17 protein-coding genes are annotated in these 17,915 nt (G+C 33.2%); 12 read left to right on the top strand and 5 right to left on the bottom strand.

The genetic code is table 11. The annotated features are described in order from the left end of the window. The first annotated feature begins 9 nt into the window (after positions 1-9). Genes ERX46_RS04980 through ERX46_RS04965 form a run of 4 tightly spaced genes read left to right on the top strand, consistent with a single transcriptional unit; the run spans position 10 to position 4,653 of the window. Entirely contained in the window at positions 10-381 is a 372-nt protein-coding gene (locus tag ERX46_RS04980; protein ID WP_130092740.1) for a response regulator, read from the top strand. Then, positions 382-1,803 carry a sigma-54-dependent transcriptional regulator gene (locus tag ERX46_RS04975; RefSeq protein WP_130092739.1) on the top strand — a complete coding sequence of 474 codons (1,422 nt, stop codon included), beginning with the start codon at positions 382-384 and terminating at the stop codon, positions 1,801-1,803. Continuing rightward, on the top strand, positions 1,800-3,203 hold the full coding sequence (locus ERX46_RS04970) for a sensor histidine kinase (RefSeq protein ID WP_130092738.1): 1,404 nt from the start codon (positions 1,800-1,802) through the stop codon (positions 3,201-3,203). Before ERX46_RS04975 ends, ERX46_RS04970 begins: the two co-directional genes overlap by 4 nt. 4 nt (positions 3,204-3,207) lie before the next feature. Then, positions 3,208-4,653: a hybrid sensor histidine kinase/response regulator gene (locus ERX46_RS04965; RefSeq protein WP_130092737.1), complete on the top strand. Its 1,446-nt coding sequence runs from the start codon at positions 3,208-3,210 to the stop codon at positions 4,651-4,653. On the opposite strand, the gene ERX46_RS04960 is transcribed toward ERX46_RS04965, so the two are convergent. Then, positions 4,643-6,121, bottom strand: a complete 1,479-nt coding sequence (locus tag ERX46_RS04960; RefSeq protein ID WP_130092736.1) for a hypothetical protein — start codon at positions 6,119-6,121, stop codon at positions 4,643-4,645. The genes ERX46_RS04965 and ERX46_RS04960 overlap by 11 nt on opposite strands. 243 nt (positions 6,122-6,364) lie before the next feature. Here ERX46_RS04960 and ERX46_RS04955 point away from each other — a divergent pair, with 243 nt between their 5' ends. From ERX46_RS04955 to ERX46_RS04940, 4 genes are all read left to right on the top strand, one after another. Further along, entirely contained in the window at positions 6,365-7,009 is a 645-nt protein-coding gene (locus ERX46_RS04955) for a protein-L-isoaspartate(D-aspartate) O-methyltransferase (protein WP_130092735.1), read from the top strand. Further along, a complete protein-coding gene (locus tag ERX46_RS04950) occupies positions 7,009-7,713 on the top strand; it encodes a hypothetical protein (protein WP_130092734.1) in 705 nt (234 codons plus the stop codon). The genes ERX46_RS04955 and ERX46_RS04950 overlap by 1 nt, the downstream gene beginning before the upstream one ends. Positions 7,714-7,715: 2 nt before the next feature. Then, a complete protein-coding gene (locus ERX46_RS04945; protein WP_130092733.1) occupies positions 7,716-8,480 on the top strand; it encodes a hypothetical protein in 765 nt (254 codons plus the stop codon). A gap of 127 nt (positions 8,481-8,607) precedes the next feature. Next, positions 8,608-10,935, top strand: a complete 2,328-nt coding sequence (locus ERX46_RS04940; protein ID WP_130092732.1) for a choice-of-anchor B family protein — start codon at positions 8,608-8,610, stop codon at positions 10,933-10,935. A 315-nt stretch (positions 10,936-11,250) separates the two neighbouring features. On the opposite strand, the gene ERX46_RS04935 is transcribed toward ERX46_RS04940, so the two are convergent. Further along, a complete protein-coding gene (locus ERX46_RS04935) occupies positions 11,251-12,087 on the bottom strand; it encodes an alpha/beta hydrolase family protein (protein WP_130092731.1) in 837 nt (278 codons plus the stop codon). 743 nt (positions 12,088-12,830) lie between these two features. Here ERX46_RS04935 and ERX46_RS04930 point away from each other — a divergent pair. Genes ERX46_RS04930 through ERX46_RS04915 form a run of 4 tightly spaced genes read left to right on the top strand, consistent with a single transcriptional unit; the run spans position 12,831 to position 15,883 of the window. After that, a complete protein-coding gene (locus ERX46_RS04930; RefSeq protein WP_130092730.1) occupies positions 12,831-13,211 on the top strand; it encodes a hypothetical protein in 381 nt (126 codons plus the stop codon). A 4-nt stretch (positions 13,212-13,215) separates the two neighbouring features. Next, positions 13,216-14,217 carry a CBS domain-containing protein gene (locus tag ERX46_RS04925; RefSeq protein WP_130092729.1) on the top strand — a complete coding sequence of 334 codons (1,002 nt, stop codon included), beginning with the start codon at positions 13,216-13,218 and terminating at the stop codon, positions 14,215-14,217. After that, entirely contained in the window at positions 14,214-15,212 is a 999-nt protein-coding gene (aroF, locus tag ERX46_RS04920) for a 3-deoxy-7-phosphoheptulonate synthase (protein WP_130092728.1), read from the top strand. The genes ERX46_RS04925 and aroF overlap by 4 nt, the downstream gene beginning before the upstream one ends. Beyond that, on the top strand, positions 15,212-15,883 hold the full coding sequence (locus ERX46_RS04915; protein WP_130092727.1) for a KdsC family phosphatase: 672 nt from the start codon (positions 15,212-15,214) through the stop codon (positions 15,881-15,883). The genes aroF and ERX46_RS04915 overlap by 1 nt, the downstream gene beginning before the upstream one ends. A 316-nt stretch (positions 15,884-16,199) precedes the next feature. Here ERX46_RS04915 and ERX46_RS04910 read toward each other — a convergent pair whose 3' ends face one another. From ERX46_RS04910 to ERX46_RS04900, 3 genes are all read right to left on the bottom strand, one after another. Then, positions 16,200-16,409, bottom strand: coding sequence for a hypothetical protein (locus tag ERX46_RS04910; RefSeq protein ID WP_130092726.1), 210 nt, complete (start codon positions 16,407-16,409; stop codon positions 16,200-16,202). Between the two features lie 142 nt (positions 16,410-16,551). After that, complete coding sequence (locus tag ERX46_RS04905) at positions 16,552-17,124, bottom strand: hypothetical protein (RefSeq protein WP_130092725.1); 573 nt, start codon at positions 17,122-17,124, stop codon at positions 16,552-16,554. Continuing rightward, positions 17,124-17,894 carry an META domain-containing protein gene (locus ERX46_RS04900; RefSeq protein WP_130092724.1) on the bottom strand — a complete coding sequence of 257 codons (771 nt, stop codon included), beginning with the start codon at positions 17,892-17,894 and terminating at the stop codon, positions 17,124-17,126. Before ERX46_RS04900 ends, ERX46_RS04905 begins: the two co-directional genes overlap by 1 nt. Between the last annotated feature and the right edge of the window lie 21 nt (positions 17,895-17,915).

The raw sequence follows: 17,915 nt of genomic DNA, 5'->3' as shown, positions 1-17,915 counted from the left end.
TTATTTGTAATGAAACGCCCAATTTTATTAATAGTTGACGATGAGTGTGATATCAAAGCATTGTATAAATCGATTGTGAATAGACACTTTGATTTTGATATTGTTGAAGCAAACTCTATTAAAGCGCTACAGAGTGTTTTGATGGATTGTGCTCCTGACTATGTACTTTTGGATTTATGTTTACAAGATGGTTCTGGATTCGATGTAGTTCCAGCGTTAAAAAAAGCGAATCCAAATGTTCAGTTTTTAGTCATTACAGCTTTTAATCACTGCAAAGAAAAAAATAGAGCTGCAGAGCTCGGAGCGGTTGGTTTGTTGTCAAAACCTTTTGAAAAAGAAGCACTTGTGGAGTACCTTAAACAAATGCATAAATCATGGTAAATGACAAAAGATAAGATTCTTATTATTGACGATGATGTCGATATTTGCATGTTACTCAAACGTTTTTTTGAGCGTAACGGGTACGTAGTAAAGATTGCCTTCAAAGGTATGGAGGGATTAAATTACGTGAAAAACGAAAAAGTTGATATTATATTAACAGATTTCAGATTGCCTGATAAAGATGGTTTTCAAATGATTGAAGCCATTAAAGAAATCAATAAAAATATCCCTGTTATTGTAATTACTGGTTATTCAGATGTCAATCAGGCCGTTAAAGTCATTCGCTTAGGAGCTTATGAATATGTTACTAAACCAATTTATCCAGAGGAAATATTATTGCTTGTTCAAGATGCTTTAAAAAAACAGAAAAACGAACCTCAATTTACGGAAAAGGATGTTGTTTTAGAACCTAAGCCTAAATCCGTAAAAAAATCCAATACCAAAAACGATAACTTTCTAATTCCAAATAGTCCATCAGCGAAAAAGGCGCAAAGACTCATAAAGTTGGTTGCTCCAACAAACATGACTGTCGTGATATTAGGTGAAAGTGGAACCGGAAAAGAAGTAGTCGCAAGAATGATCCACGAAGCATCTACTCGACAAGGACAACCTTTTATACCTGTAGATTGTGGAGCTTTACCTCAAGAATTAGCTTCAAGTGAGCTTTTTGGACACGTTAAAGGTGCTTTTACGGGAGCATTTTCTGATAAGAAAGGAAGCTTTGAATTGGCTGATGGGGGGACTTTATTCCTAGATGAGATTGGTAATTTATCTTATGAGAATCAAGTGAAACTCTTACGTGTACTGCAAGAAAGGGTTATTCGAAAAGTTGGAAGTGAGAAGGATATGCCAATTGATGTACGTATAATCGTCGCAACAAACGAAGATTTGAAAGTAGCAATGCATAAGTCCACTTTTAGAGAAGATATTTATTACAGAATTAATGAGTTTAAAATTGAATTAAAACCTTTGAGAGAGAGCAAAGAAGAACTTTCAGATTTTGTTGATTTTTTCTTACAGAAATCAAACCAAGAGCTCTCAAAATCAGTAAATAAAATAGACGACAAGGTATGGGAAGTATTTAATTCTTATTCATGGCCTGGGAATATTCGTGAATTAAAAAATGCAATAAAACTTTCTGTTTTAATGACCGAAAATGATTCTATTTCAAAAAATGACTTGCCTTATGATATTTTAAATCCACACAATACAAATTGGAACAATAATGGCAGTAAAAATGATACTGATACAAAGCAGAAATCTCTCTTATTGAAAGATGTTGCAGCTGAGGCTGAAACAAAAGCTATTTTGAGAGCTTTATCTATTGCTAATAACAATAAGACCAAAGCTGCTGATATTTTAGGCGTTGATAGAAAAACGTTATACAATAAATTGAATGTTTACGGTTTACTGGAAGAATGATAAAAGGTAGGAAATCAAGTTATTATAATTATTTTTTAATGTTGTCACTGGCGCTAATTGCTGGTTATTTCTTTACTTCTCTAATTTTTTTGAACAGGACTTCCAAATCAGGGAAACAAGCCGAACAGTTTGGGATGACTGTTGAAAAGACAAACTCCGTTATTCAACAAATTACACAATTAGAAACTTCTTCTTATAGCTATGTGATCACTAAAACAAAAGAAAGTGAGGCGATTTACATGCACAAGAAGGAAAGGTTAATCAAATATGCTAAAAAACTTGGGGATCATTGTTCTGCTCATCATTTCGCAAATCATGAAACTGAAAAGCTCAATCGACTAATTTCTCAAAGAATTGCCACCCTAGACAATATGATGGTCCAAGATTCAATGACCACAGAAATGCAAATGCAGCAAATGTCATTCGGTAATGAAACGACCATGGCAATTCTGAATACGCTCAAGAAAATTCGCGCTATGAATACTGAAATGCGTGAAAAGAGTCAGAAAGATGCTGAAATGTCAAATAGAAACGCCATGGTTTTATTGACTCTTTTTGGAGCGGTAATGTTACTCATTGTTTTCATCAGCTTTTTCAAAATGAGAAAAGAAATCCTAAGAAATGAGCGTTATTTAAAAGAAATAAATCAAATTAATTTAGAGCTGAGCTCGATGAATGAAAATTTAGAGAACTTCGCTTTCGTTGCCTCGCATGACCTAAATGAACCACTTAGAAAAATAAAAACTTTTGGTGATCTGATAGAAATTGAGTTAGCCAATGAGAAAGTTGATCACAACACGATAGTTTCACATGTCAATCGAATGCAAGCCGCTTCATCGAGAATGCAAGAATTGATTGAAGATTTACTTTCTTATTCAAGAATTTCTCGCCAGTTTGATATTGTTAAGCAAATTAACCTAAAAGAGGTAGTGAATACCGTGATTAGTGATTTAGAAGTTAGCATTAAAGAAAATAATGCGATTGTTAATATTCATGAATTACCAACCGCAATAAATGCTGATCAAATTCAGATGCGTCAATTATTTCAAAATTTAATTAGTAATGCAATTAAATTCAAAAATGTTGATGTAGATCCAATAATTGAAATTCATAGTGAACGAGTGAATAGCAATCAAATTGAAATAGAAGAATTAGTGAATAGCGATATCCAGAATTACTGGAAAATTTCAATTGCTGATAATGGAATTGGATTTGACGAGAAATATGTAGACAAAATATTTGCAGTTTTTCAGCGTCTACACGGTCGTTCAGCTTATGAAGGAACAGGAATTGGGCTTTCAATTTGTAAGAAAATCACTGAAAATCATAAAGGAAGTATTTCTGCTCATTCAGTTGAAGGAAAAGGAGCAACATTTGTAATTTATTTACCTGTAAATTAGAATAATGAGTATCAAAGTACTAATTATAGATGATGATGAAGATGATTTTGTAATCATGAGTCACTTCTTGTCAAAAATTCAAACAGAAGAATATGAAGTTTTTTGGTGCAATGATTACGATTTTGCTGAAGAGGAAATTCTAAAAGGCGAGCACGATATTTACCTTATCGATCATTTTCTTGGAAAAGGCGAGGGGATAGAAATTATTGAGAAAATTCGTGCAAGAAACATCTTGAAACCAATGATTTTATTAACTGGTTCAAGTGATTATTCTGTTGATGAAAAAGCCATGGCCAAAGGAGCTTCTGACTTTTTAGTAAAGAAAGAGGTTCGCGTGGATACAATTGAACGTGCCATGCGTTATGCAATTGAAAGATATCATCAGCAACGCTATATCAGAGCACAAGAAAAAAAGTACAGAAGTTTATTTGAGCTCAGTCTAGAACCCTTTTTAGTGTTGGATGAAGAATTAAATATTTCTGAATACAACGCTGCATTTTTGCATGTTTTTCATGATCAAAATACACCTTTAGATCATTTAAAATCTAAAGCATTTAGTGAACTTTTTAAATATGATTTTGATTTTAAAGCACTAATACAACAATTAGAAAAAGAGGGTTTTGTAAAAGGATTTAAAACTACACTTCTTGACCATGACAAGGATGTCGTAGCTATTCTTTCCATTGCTCATCTTCCAAAAAGTGGTGATATTGAGGAGAATGCTTATCATGTTGCAATAAGTGATCTAACTAAAATAATGGAGCAAGAAGCCGAACTGAAAAAGGCTGAAAAAATGAGTATGTCTGGGCGTATGGCACGAATGATCGCACATGAAGTTAGAAATCCATTAACGAATATTCGCTTGGCAGTTGGTGAATTATCAGCTCTATCGGATCAAACAGAAGAAAATAGCGATGCAAAGCTGTTGGAACAAATGATTGAAAGAAATACAATCAGAATTTCAGATTTAATTGATGATTTACTGAAATCAGCACGTCCATCGGAATTGGAAAAAGTTCCTTCGGATTTAAAAACCATCATTAATGCCGCAATCGATTTTTGTCAAGACCGCGTTGAATTACTCAATGTTAACCTAGAAAAAGACTTCTGTAATCATGAAATAAGAGGGGAATGGGATCCTGAAAAACTTAAAATTGCTTTGGTAAATATTATCATTAATTCGATAGAAGCGATGGGAGAAACCGGTATTCCTGAATTACTGATTACTTTGACAGAAGAGGAGGAAAGCCCTGTGATTTATATCCGTGACAATGGAAAAGGAATGGATCAAGACACACAAATTAATATGTTTGACCCGTTCTTTACAAACCGCAAAAATGGTCTTGGATTAGGAATGACTGCAACTTTAAATATTATTAATATGCACAAAGGAAAAATTGTTGTGAATTCTACTGAAGGACGAGGAACAGAATTTAAAATCACCCTTTAAAGATCTTTTTCCTCAACTTTTCATAATCTAGTTTTAAAGCGATTATCACTAAAATTGCAACATGCGCAGGAATGATATATCTAACAATTGCTCCGGAAACTGGAGTTGTCCAACCTACAATCATAGCAATAAAAACAGCAAATAAATTCAATGAAATAGCAATTCTTTTTTCTTTCTGAGAAAGCGATTTTGGGAATAAAAAGAATGTTAAAGCAGCTGCAAATACATAAAGCAGGTTTTCGATAAACGCTGGATATTGAAGCCACGTGCTTTTTTTATTCGGAATGGGTTGTAAAAATGAATTAAAAATAGCCTCGGGAATATTCAATAACATTTGCCAAAAGTTGTCTTTAATTAAAGTGACTTTTACTTTACTTCCAGATTCGTTTAAAGTTAAATATACAGGATAAGTTGCTCCAACTTCATTTAATTTCATCGGAAAACGCTCAAAATTTTCATTCTTTTTTAAATAATAAGCACCAACTGGCTCCAATAGCGTTGCGTTTCCATTCTCAATACTGAAATGATCCCTATTCGAATAATAAATATAGTAGTAATGCTCTTCGTCTCCATGAAGATAAAGACCACCATCTCTTAAATTGATGAAATCTTCTTGTTGATTAGCGATTATATATGCCGCTTTATCTGAATAGCCTGTAATTACTAAAACGCTAATTCCGAAAATACCAAATGCTAAAATTGCTTTCCATTGTTTCTGAAAGAACTTGCTAAAGATGAAGTAATAGATCAAAACCACTATTAAACAAATGAAAACATAAGGTTTAAATGCGATTGTAAGCACTCCACCGATGATGATTCTCCAAGTTTTTCTAGAAATAGAAATGTCATCGAAAATACCGCGAATAAACAGAGATAAACCTAAAATCATTAAAGGTTCCTTAATAATACTACTGCTCCAAAAAGCAAGACTTGGAGCCAGTGTTAGAAGAATTAAAAGTAGGAGAGGAGGAATATTTGACTTCTTTTTTAGCCATTGAAAAAGATCAAATCCGCCCATGAAAGAAGCGAAACTAAAAAACATAAAATGTATAATCACTTCACCATTCGAAATGAACAATAGCAGTGCATTTACTCTGATTACATGACGTGAATCGTTGGGTAGAAAGCGATCTCCACCATTCCAATGCATCGTGGTTTCTAAATATTTATTTATAAATTCTTGACTATCATTAAGTCCAAAAATGAACTGAAAAAAATCGTAAGGAGATTGTTGGAAAACACTATGTAAAACTTTACTTTCTTTAAAGAAAACACCTGCATCTGCTGTCAATTCTCCACCACCATAATGGTAAGTGTACACATATAAAAAGAAAAATGCGTAGGCTATTTTAACCAAAAATAAAAGAGGGAGTGTATAACTAGGCAGTACTTTGATGTACTTTTTATTAAGCCAATAACACAACAGTAGGAAGAGAGAAGTATAAACTAATATTAATAAAATTCCCAAGGATATAATTTTGGGTAAAAATAGAAAACAAAATGGATTAAAGTAGAAGTTTTCTATTCAGATGAAAAGCTATTTGTAAAACGATTTTCTATTGTTCATTAAGAAATTGTACTGAAACGAACAGTGTGATTTAATTGGAAGTTAAATTAACCAAGACTATATTAACCACAATTTAAACTCCACAACCGAAAAGAAAACCAACGTAAGTAAGCAAATCTTAATTGTTTCCCTATTTTTGTTCCGATGATTGACAGTTATAGACACAAAGGGCTCAGACGCCAACTAATTGATGAGTTGAAAGAAAAAGGAATTTCTAATCAAGCAGTTTTAGACGCATTTGATAAAGTGCCTAGGCATTTTTTTCTAGATTCTTCATTTATGAATCAAGCTTATACCAATATGGCTTTTCAAATTGGAGCTAAACAAACAATTAGCCATCCATTTACTGTGGCTTTTCAAACGACTTTACTCGAATTGGAACGTGGACACCGTGTTTTAGAAATTGGAACTGGTAGTGGTTTTCAAACTGCAATTCTTTGTGCTATTGGTGTTAGAGTTGTTTCAATTGAACGTCAAAAAGAGCTATACATTAAAGCAAAACCAATCATTTCTCATTTGGGATATTCTCCAAATTTATTTTATGGAGATGGCTACAAAGGGAAAGCTTCTTATGCTCCTTATGATTCTATTTTAGTGACTTGTGGAGCTCCATTTATACCTCAAGAATTGAAAGATCAATTGAAAGTTGGAGGACGACTCGTTATTCCTATTGGTGAAGGAAAAATGCAAATCATGACAAGACTCACAAAGTTGGAAAATGGTGAATTTGAAACTGAAACCTATGGAGATTTTAGTTTTGTTCCAATGTTGACCAAAACGGCTAAATAATGAGGGAGTTACGGCCGCTTACAATATCTAATAGTATAAAGTCAGCGCCGTCTGTTTTATTAACTCCAGAGATGGAGAAATTCTCTTTTATCCAACCTTTAAATCCAGATTTTATTCTTGCCCAAACGATTTATACCTTAATTCACAAGCATTTTAAAGTGGAAATGCTGGAAGCAGGTACGTTTAAACTGAAGGAAGTTAAATATTTATTAGCTGAAGAACCTGAAGGAGTTCTCAATGTTGATGATTGGTTAGATTGTTTATGGACTTCAAAAAGGAAGTTCAATCACTTGTTGAATCCAAATGCATTGTTTAAGATGTATTTAATTAATCTTTTCTTTCCATTATTTTCAACAACAAGAAAGTTGATGTTGCCAGGGAAAAAAGACAGATTTGTGATGGACGCCTATCCCAATTTATCAAAGAATGAAGGAATTCGTTTTCGTCCAGTCAATCTAAATGAATTAGGACTGACTAAAGTAGAATTCAAAAAGCTTTTCAGTTATTTACATAAAGATTTAGCACAAATAATAGATGATTTTTTAGTTTTACATCACGATAACTTGTACAAAGATTTAAAATATCAAGTGAGTTTGTATCCAACAATTAGAAATAAATACTGGAATGAACTTAAACAATGTTTTGAACCTGAATTTAAGACGTATGCTCGTGCAGAGGCTGAAAATTACCTCTTGAAATTATAAATATGGAATCTTTCTATTCAATAATATATTACAAAACAAACCCGCTTACCGACGAAATGGTGAGTATCGGACTCTTGGCAGGTGGAGGAGAAGGGCCATTTATGTATATTTCAAATGCGCGTTTAGATTTATTGAAAAAAGTACTGCATCCCAATACTTTTCTTTCCGTAAGGAGACATCTCAAATTTCTATTTGAAAAAGTTGGAAAGCACAGAAACGAAGCCGCTGGAATTCTATTATTCGATCCCGTTTTTTCTGTCGAACAAATGGACTTATTGTCTCAACGATCAAAAAACACAATAGCATACAGTCAGCCAACAACGATTAATGAATGGTTGGACTCCAACTTCTTTACTGAATTAACCAAGTCTTTCTTTGGCGAAACAAGGAATTCCTCACCGAATAAAAGACCCGTTTTTCATTTAAAGTGGAAATCATTTTATCATTCTGTAAAGTTTAAAGCTTGGGAAAGAGATCTACCTATTTCTTCAATTCTTCCTAATTCATCTTTAAGTTTAAGAATTGATTTAGCAGATTTAGAAAATAAGAAAATCATTAAAGGAATTGATTTTGATCTAAGCGAAACGAGTTTGAATAGAAAATTATACGAATTGGAATTGATTAGTAATGCGCTGCAAGAATTTCAGATTACAATTGTTTATCCAACACCAAAAAAGAACTCAGGAAAAGACGCTTTTGAAGCTACAAAAGACAAATTCATGAAATTAGGCTTTCAAGGATTTAGTGAATTTAAAAATTTGAACTAACTTCGGCTTGTGAAGGAATTTATAAAGAAGTATTTGCCTTATTTTGTCGATGTATGGCAATATTTAGTCATTGTTATCTTATTTATTCTGGCTCTTCTGTTCTATCTCTAAACATTCAAACTACATTATGAAATATCTTTTTGTACTGACATTTCTTATCTCTTTATCTGGTTGGACTCAAAACTACAACCTAGACTCCCTTTCACATATTGATTATAATGTACTGCACAGTTCAGAATTAAACGATATTTGGGGGTATACCGACGAATTAGGGAATGAATATGCCTTAGTTGGTGCTGAAAAAGGAGTGAGTGTTGTTGATATTACTGATCCTCAAAATCCAGTTGAAGTATATTGGCATGTTGGAATGTCAAGCATTTGGCGAGATATCAAAACCTTTGGAGACTACGCTTATGTAACAACAGAAGCGGATGACGGCTTGTTAATCATTGATTTATCTCCATTGCCTGGAAACCCGATTATTAACACAGCAAATTATTACAATACTTCAGATTATTGGTCTTCAGCACATAATTTATATATCGATGAAAATGGTTACGGATATATTTTTGGAAGTAATCGAGGAAATGGAGGTGCAATAATTCTTGATTTGTTTACCAACCCAATGCAGCCAATTGAAGTAGGAATTTACGATAATTGGTACATTCATGACGGTTATGTTGTCAACGATATGCTATATGCCGCTCATATAAATGATGGATTTTTCACTATCGTGGATGTATCAGATAAAGCGAATCCTATTATTCTGGGAAGTCAAGTTACACCTTCAAGTTTCGCTCATAATATATGGCCAACTGATGATCAGAATTTTGTTTTTACAACGGATGAACTAACAAGATCATTTATAGGAGCTTATGATGTTTCAGATCCAAGTAATATTATTGAAGTTGACCGCACTCAGTCAAGTCCTGGAAGTGGAGTAGTACCACATAATGTCCATGTGAAAGGAGATTTTCTATTCACTTCGTATTATGCTGATGGAATTATAGTACACGATATTTCTGACCCAAGCAACATGATTGAAGTTGCACGTTACGACACATATCCAGGGTCAGCCAATTACACGATTGGAAATTGGGGAGCTTTCCCATATTTTGCATCTGGAACCATTTTAGCAACAGATATTGAGAATGGACTTTTTATTCTTGGCTCTGATTTCAATTATGCTTCAAGAATAGAAGGAACAATTACGAATCAAAATAATGGAAATCCAATTCAGGGTGTTGATGTGACAATTTTAGGAGATGTGCAGACTGAAATTTCTAAAGTGAATGGAACTTATAAAACTGGAATTGGAGTACCAGGGAATTATTCAATAAGATATGAGAAATATGGATTTGTTCCCCAAGAAATACAATTGACATTATCAGCTAACACTGTTTACAATCAAGATATTCAACTAGAGCCTCTCCAACAATATGGTATAGAAATAAAAGTTGTGGATGAATTCGATACTCCAATTTTAGGCGCAGATGTTAAGATTGTTCATGAAGGAGTTGTCTTTGAATTGCAAACAAATGGTTTAGGTATTGTGAACCAGGACGTAAGTTATACCGATACTTTCTTTGTTGCTGCCGGTAAATGGGAAAAGATCACAACTTGCGAAAACTTTGAGTTCTCGCCAAATATCAATCAATTGACCTTGGTTCTGGAGAAAGGTTACATGGACGATTTTACTTTTGATTTTGGTTGGTCTGAAACTTCTTCTGCCGAAACTGGCGACTGGGAAAGAGGTGTTCCATTTTTTAATGCTGATCCAACTTTGCGTTCAAGTCCAGATAATGATAGTCCGAATGATTGTGGTGAATCTTGTTTTATTACTGGAAACCAAGAAGGCGTAAGCGTTATGAGAGGAGAAGTAACATTGATTTCTCCAGTTTTTGATTTATCCTCTTTCAATGAGCCATTTTTAAATTATGAACGTTGGTTTTTTAATTTTCATGGATTTCAGCCATTCAACGATACCTTAAGAATTGCTATTTCAAATGGAACTGAAATTATTGAAATTGATAAACAAGGATATGAATTCTCTATTTTAGGTGTTTGGGTTCCAGTTTTTAAGAAAATTTCGGATTATCTTACTCCATCTTCTACAATGCAGATTTTTGTGCAAACTTCAAATTATGAGTTGTCGAATAACATCACTAACGCCGCTTTTGATAATTTCTATATTACTGATGGAAGTCCATTAGGTAATGAGTTAGAAAGTATTGAAAAACAATTGGTAAGCATTTATCCTAATCCATTTAGTGATCAAATTACAATTGAAGGAATCAAAGAGAATTCAACATTAAGACTATTTTCAATTGATGGAAAGAAGCTGAACTTTGAAGTTGATTATACTGAGAATTCGGCTGAAATCAATAGTACAAATTTATCTTCTGGAGTTTATCTTTTGCATGTTGATGGAGCCGTTTATACGGTGGTGAAATAGAATATGTTTACACATACATATTAACTATCAAAATCCCATGTTTTAAAGTGTACAGCGTTGAATGAAGCTCCCTAAAAATGGCTTAAAAAATCACTTTTCCTCCTGCGGTTTCTTAAAAAATACCTGCCATTCAATCAATAGCCACAGAAATATAAACAACATTTGAACTGTTTGTAATTCTACCTGCATATTCACATGCAAAATAAAGTAGAAAACTAAATAAGTTAACACTGGGTATATGATTCGAACGATGAATTTCACACCCAACGACATTTTACTAATTTTTATTCTAAGGGATTCTAACATTACTTATTTTTAGTCGTTTTCTGCTTGTGTTTCAATAAACTGAAAACTCAATACACAGGCTTCATGTAGTTTATTTGGCATATCATCTTCTTCGTAGGGTTGGTACGTATTAAAAGTATGATTTGCTTTATTGATAATAATTAATTTACCACCTGTCCAAAGTCCTAACGCTTCAGATTCCGTTAAAGAAACCGAATCATCTGCATCGCCATGAATATGTAATGCCGGAACTTTAATGTTTCTAGCTTTAAATTCAATATCAAGCTTGTCCTTATTTTCTAAATAATCTTCGTATAAAACATATTTATGAGGCATGTCCTGCTTTGTACGCGAATTCTTTACAGTATAAAAACCTTTTTCTTTCCATTTCTCCAAAGTTTCTCCTTTAGGAAAACGACTTTCAATATTTGAAATACTAGCCCAAGTTATTACAGAAGAAACACGAGGATCATTTGCCGATAAAATTGCAATTCCACCTCCTCGACTGTGACCAATTAAGTGTACACGTTTGTTTTCGAGATCAACTTTTTGCGCTAACCAATCCAAAACATGCTTAACATCTTCCACTTCGTAACTATATCTATTCAGAGAAAAAGCTTCTAAATCTGGAAAGTCAATACCATCATCAACCGTTCCACCATTATGACTCATATTGAACTTGCAAAATCCTATTCCATTCGAAACGAAATACTTTTGAACCAAGTTCCATGCTCCCCAATCTTTATATCCTTTGTAACCATGAATAAAAACCACAATATCAGTGTATTCAAAGCTATCTGGTGCTTCAAAATCAATTTGTGATTCTCGACCATTTGCTCCTTCGTAAAACATATTTGTAAGCTTCATTTGACTTTCCTTGTTTTCTGTAAATCTAATGGATTTTCATGTACTTTAGCTTGCTTTTTGAGGAAATAAATGGAATGAGTGAGTTGTTTACAAAATCGAATTTTGAATACTTTATAATATGCTTTATTTCATAAATGATTAAGCTATACTAAGTCGTAATTCTTAAATAGAAATTACAGTAATTTTCACTGCGATAAATTCGGATTAATGTGATGACGTTTAAATCGATATTTTCAACTAAAGATTTTAAAGAATTGAGGGATGTCCTTTAATTATTTTTTTTTAAACGCTTTTTAATCAGCGTTGCTAGCAGTTGTTAAGAGCCTGCTGAATCATCTGTTTTTATCCTTGTCCCATTCAGTTGATTTCTTTAACTTATGGAGTTCAATATTTACTTTCAGATATGGAGTCCAATTAACACTAATAATAGATAAGCAGATTGCTGACAAAGCAAAAGTCTAAGCATTCGAAAAACAAATGAGTTGAACAAAAATAGTACAGGATTATTTGAGTACGTTGACTTCAGAAACAAAAGATACAGATTTTGAAATATCTGCTTTTGTAAAGAGTATTTCGACTAGTTCTTCTATTCCCTCTAATTTAGATTATAAAAAGACATATTATAGCCATCAAATTAAAAAGTTAGAATAAAAGGTTGTTGAATTCGATAATTCCTTTAATTACCCATCTTTTTCCTCACTAAACCAATCCCAATTAAGATTATCTTTATATTTTTGAACATCATGAGAAATTGGATTGTTATATTCTTGGTTGCTTTACTTTTTCAAGGCTGTGGAATATCGATGGGAGACCGAATCGATAACGGAAATTTAAGTGTTTATTTTTTGGAAGGAATAAATAAAGAAAAAGCCATTGAATTTTCTAAATACTGGAGAAACAATGGTTTTCTAGGGGAAGAGAAACAAATAATTCAATTGGAACGAGAAGAGAAAACAGTAGTCATAAAACTTATTGAACGCGAAATGTATCATTCAGATTCATTTACAATTAATGAGGAAGCAATGTTACAAGAATTAGAAAGAGCGTTGAAAAAGGAAATCTTTCACGAAGACGTGGAGATAATGATTACCGACAATACTTTTCGACCAATATTAAAAAGATAATTATATGAAAATTTCAGGATCAATATACTCTGATAAAAATAGAACACTCAAGGAAACTATCCTCGATCTTGAAGCACATCAAGTTGATTTACTTCATGTTGATTGTAACGATGATGTCCGTGTTTTTGATGATATAGCAAAGATTAGAACTTGGTGCGATATGCCAATTGATTTGCACATTATCACAGAAACACCAGAAAAGTATTTTGACTTATTGAGAAAACATCCAGTCGAATATGTTACGTTTCAGTATGAGCAATTATCAGAGAAATTAGAAATTCCAGCGGATATCACAGGAGAAAAAGGCTTAGCATTAATCACTCCAACGCCAGTTACCGCTTTTGACGAATACAGTTCATTTGACTTTGTATTGTTTATGGCAACAATTCCTGGACAAAGCGGTGGAGTTTTCGACCCTGAGAACTTTAGAAAAATCAGAGCTTTCAAAAAGAAATATCCAAGTAAAAACGTTCACGTTGATGGTGGAGTAAATGGTGAAGTATCATTTATATTAAGAAACATGGGAGTTCATTCCTCAGTTTCTGGAAGCTTTCTGTTTAAAGGAGCAAGCGTTGGTCATGCATTGATGGATTTAACGAAGCGTGCAATCGAATCTAGGTTTATGATTAAAGATTTCATGATTCCAATTGAAGAGTGTCCAACTGTTGATTTTGGAACTATGACTTTCAAGCAAGTTTTAGAAGCCATTGACAGTGGGAAACAAGGATTCACTTTAGTTGAAAAGAATGGAGATTTCGAAGGAATTATCTCAAATGCCGATGTTAGAAAAGCATTGATTAAAAACTTTGAAGATATTCCAGGATTGCATGTTAAAGAAATGATCAACAGTAATCCAATTACGATTGATGCAGAGGCAAACGTAGATGAAATGCTATTGATGGTAAGAAAGCAAAGCTATCCGGTAATGTATATGCCCGTGATTGACAATAATAATAAAGCAAAAGGTATTGTTACCTTTATAAACTTAATTAAAGGAGAAATATGATTTTAAAACTAAATACATCGGTTCATAGTGCGGAAGCTGCAAAATTAGCAGAACAGCACAAAGCGTTTCACATTTCTTACAAGGGAAGTGAACATTTGATTACTTCTTCTTCTGTTAAAGAAGTTCCAGCAGCTTTAGAAGGTAAGGTTGATCAAAATTGGGTATTCGCAAATGATATGCAATTGGCTTCTCGTGAATTCCAAAAAGAAACACGTGAGGTAAAAATCGGTGATTTAACAATTGGTGGAAATTCAAAAAACACGATTCTAATTGGTGGACCTTGTTCTGTAGAGTCTTTAGAGCAAATTCAAGAAAGTGCTCAATTGATCAAATCTTTAGGATTAACAACTTTGCGTGGTGGATGCTACAAACCAAGAACTTCGCCTTATAGTTTCCAAGGTTTAGGCTTGGAAGGGTTGAAATTGTTAGCTCAAATGCGAAAAGAACACGGATTAAGCGTTATTACAGAAGTAAGAGATGCTACTCATGTTGATGAAGTGATTGAACACAGTGATATTATTCAAATTGGAGCAAAAGCAATGTACGATCAAGGGATTTTACGTGCTTGTGCTAAAATTAACAAACCAGTTTTATTAAAACGTGGATTTGGTTCTACACTTCAGGAATTCGTTCAGGCAGCTGAGTTTATTTTAGCAGGAGGGAACGACCAAGTTATTTTATGTGAACGTGGAATTAGAACTTTCGAAACGAAAACAAGATTTACGCTTGACCTTTGTGGAGTAGCTTATTTACAAGAATACACAAACTTACCCATCGTTTTGGATCCTAGTCATGCATTGGGTTACCGTTACGGAGTTGAAAAATTAGCCAAAGCTTGTGTAGCAATGGGAATTGACGGATTAATTATAGAAGCGCATCCAGATCCTTCTGTAGCGAAGTCTGATGCAGCGCAGCAATTAACTCATGATCAATTTAGAGCGATGAAATCAGCAATCGAACCTGTTGCAAATAGTGTTGGGTATAAAATCGTATAATGAAATTATTAAACGCAAATATCGAAGCTGTTTTAGTTAAAAACAAAAGCAGTTTAGAACAATATTTAAAAGAGAACAAGGTGTCTAAAGTTGAAGATTTAACTTTAGGCACACTTGAGCTTTTCTGTTACCGAAATGATCTAGATTTCGTCAATCTTTTGTCATACAACATGACAGTTGATCCTCAAAAAGCAAAGAAAATCAAATTATTGATTTTAGATGTCGATGGAGTGATGACGGATGCTGGAATGTTTTTTACTGAGAATGGCGACCAAATCAAAAAGTACAACGCCAAAGACGGAATGGCAATAATGGCCCTGAAAAAGTCTGGTGTTGAGGTAGGAATTATTTCCTCTGGATTCAAATTACAAATGGTAAAAGCTAGAGCAGAACTATTGAAAATTGAACATCTTTATGTTGGAAGAGATCCTAAAATTGACATTCTAAACGGCTGGTGCAAAAAGCTAAATATTGATTTGTCGGAAGTTGGAATTATCGGAGACGATATCAACGATTTGCAAGTGATGAAAAGTGTTGGTTTCTCTGCTGCGCCTTCAGATGCTGTGCCAGTAGTAAAAGCACAAGTCGATCTTGTTTTGAATAGCAAAGGTGGTCGTGGTTGTGTACGTGAATTTATCGATAACTATTTATTAGACGAGCCACTGGGTTGAATTAACAATTAACAATTGATAATTAATAAACTGGTAATGATGTTAGGATTATCTTTTATGGATTCAAATTGTACAATCAGGGGAAGGACTATTGAATTGAACATGTTTATGTTTGACGATAACAAAATAAAACATTCCAAATTTATAGTGTAAAAGATTAATCTAAAAAGCTAGATATTGATTTATTTGAAATTTGACTTATCGGAGATGACTTCGATGCTTTAAGATTAGACAGGAGTGTCTATTTTTATGCTGTATTTTCTATATGGAATGTAAAACACAATTGTCAATTATCAATTGTGAATTATCAATTACTTTATTCCGCAGTGCATGGCTTAGATGCTGTTTCTACCTCTGTTTCCGTTTCAGAAGATTGAGTAGGGGACTTTAATTGTTTCTCCACCTCCTTTGGGTTAATAAAAGACCCATTTTCACCCAATTCTTTAAGTGCAGCGTCAAAAGTTTGTTTTTTGAACAACTCTTCTTTGTTTTTCCATTTCGGTATTTTTACTTCTTGTAAATCCATGATTTCTTAATTTGATATTAGTTAAGCAAGAATGATTCCAATTTTAATAATTATTTTCATTTCTTGGTTTTCTTTCCTTCAATTTTTTCAATAAAAAAAGCATCCTCAAATTGAGAATGCTTCTAATCATTATATTAACTTTCTAATTCACCTGCATGATCAACACACCCAATTGCGTATTTAATCCCATAATTGGTGTAGCAGCATAAGTTGAATTATCATAAACTTTTGTGACTGGGTTTTTAGTGTTAACCAATTCCTTTTTATCAAAGATTGCACCTTCGTCCTTCTTGTTCGTACTCAATATTGCTTTTCCAGTATTTTGATTAACTAAAAGTATTCTTTGAACATTAACAGTTTTCAAAGACTGAACGAAATATTGATTCACTTGATTCATATTCTCAGCAATCATTTCGCTACGAACAGCTAATGCAAGTGTACTCACTAATTGTTTCAAATGTTCACCTTCTAATACTTCTATTTCATTTTCATGAGCAGTATTGATCTCTGTAATTTGCTTTTCATAAGTGGATATTGTTGATCTTTTTTCAGCATATCCCCAAACAATACTCACGATGAGTAGCAATACCAAAAACAGCTTTAAGAAATGCTTTTTCCAAAACGGTTTTTTCTTTTCTTCTTTCACTCCAACAGTTGAAGAAGCGCTTGTTTCTTCATGTTTTGTTGGTACTTTGTCATTATCTTCTGATTTCATTAGTCAACTTTTTTTAATGTGATACTTCCTACTGTTGATTCAAGGGTTAAATGTAAGTTATTGAGACTATATATAGGTTGACTTCTTAAAATATTTAAAATTTCGTTTTCATGATTTGATGCTTCTCCACAATACATCTTTGTAGATGATAATGGTTCAATAATCATTTTGTTGTATTCAAACTTTAAAGCACCGTTTACTTGGTTACAACCTGCAAAGCCACTCATCTGTTTTGTAACTAAATTAAACTCGAAATGAGGAAGTTCTTTAGGAAATTGATCCGCTGAGATTTCTTTTCCATTGATTTGATGTAGCGCCCAAATATCATGTAATTGTGGAGTTCCACGGTAATACCCGCATCCTGTATAGTCTAAACCATCTTTCACCTTGATTTTTCTTATCATGATATTCACTTGCTTTCCATCTCGCATGCAATCAGCAATGTCAATGTTTACACGAATTACATGTGTTGCATTTTGTGCCATAACATTTACAACATCAGCTCCTTGAGCCACAATTAGCTCATTCTCCTCAGCCATAAATTGAATGTCGTTTTCTGTGTCTGTAAAAACGATTTTACCATCAAAGGTGATTGATAATTTCCAAGAATCATCTTTCGATTCTGCATGGAAATCAACTCCGCTAATGTCTTGATGTGAAACTTCTGATGTCACTTTATCGTTACTTTTGTTTTCTCTTTCTTTAGAATTGCCACATGACCCAAGAGATAATAGGGTAAAAGACAATAATAATACTGTTATTTTTTTCATTCTTCTTATTTATACTTTTTA

The sequence above is a fragment of the Brumimicrobium glaciale genome (assembly GCF_004152935.1).
Taxonomy (GTDB): domain Bacteria; phylum Bacteroidota; class Bacteroidia; order Flavobacteriales_D; family Crocinitomicaceae; genus Brumimicrobium; species Brumimicrobium glaciale.
The sequence above is the reverse complement of the archived record's forward strand: the minus strand, read 5'-3'. Positions and strand labels throughout refer to the sequence as shown.

Coding starts and splice junctions, on each gene's coding strand:
- ERX46_RS04980 (WP_130092740.1), top strand. CDS start 10: ATGAAACGCCCAATTTTATTAATAGTTGACGATGAGTGTGATATCAAA.
- ERX46_RS04975 (WP_130092739.1), top strand. CDS start 382: ATGACAAAAGATAAGATTCTTATTATTGACGATGATGTCGATATTTGC.
- ERX46_RS04970 (WP_130092738.1), top strand. CDS start 1,800: ATGATAAAAGGTAGGAAATCAAGTTATTATAATTATTTTTTAATGTTG.
- ERX46_RS04965 (WP_130092737.1), top strand. CDS start 3,208: ATGAGTATCAAAGTACTAATTATAGATGATGATGAAGATGATTTTGTA.
- ERX46_RS04955 (WP_130092735.1), top strand. CDS start 6,365: ATGATTGACAGTTATAGACACAAAGGGCTCAGACGCCAACTAATTGAT.
- ERX46_RS04950 (WP_130092734.1), top strand. CDS start 7,009: ATGAGGGAGTTACGGCCGCTTACAATATCTAATAGTATAAAGTCAGCG.
- ERX46_RS04945 (WP_130092733.1), top strand. CDS start 7,716: ATGGAATCTTTCTATTCAATAATATATTACAAAACAAACCCGCTTACC.
- ERX46_RS04940 (WP_130092732.1), top strand. CDS start 8,608: ATGAAATATCTTTTTGTACTGACATTTCTTATCTCTTTATCTGGTTGG.
- ERX46_RS04935 (WP_130092731.1), bottom strand. CDS start 12,087: ATGAAGCTTACAAATATGTTTTACGAAGGAGCAAATGGTCGAGAATCA.
- ERX46_RS04930 (WP_130092730.1), top strand. CDS start 12,831: ATGAGAAATTGGATTGTTATATTCTTGGTTGCTTTACTTTTTCAAGGC.
- ERX46_RS04925 (WP_130092729.1), top strand. CDS start 13,216: ATGAAAATTTCAGGATCAATATACTCTGATAAAAATAGAACACTCAAG.
- aroF (WP_130092728.1), top strand. CDS start 14,214: ATGATTTTAAAACTAAATACATCGGTTCATAGTGCGGAAGCTGCAAAA.
- ERX46_RS04915 (WP_130092727.1), top strand. CDS start 15,212: ATGAAATTATTAAACGCAAATATCGAAGCTGTTTTAGTTAAAAACAAA.
- ERX46_RS04910 (WP_130092726.1), bottom strand. CDS start 16,409: ATGGATTTACAAGAAGTAAAAATACCGAAATGGAAAAACAAAGAAGAG.
- ERX46_RS04905 (WP_130092725.1), bottom strand. CDS start 17,124: ATGAAATCAGAAGATAATGACAAAGTACCAACAAAACATGAAGAAACA.
- ERX46_RS04900 (WP_130092724.1), bottom strand. CDS start 17,894: ATGAAAAAAATAACAGTATTATTATTGTCTTTTACCCTATTATCTCTT.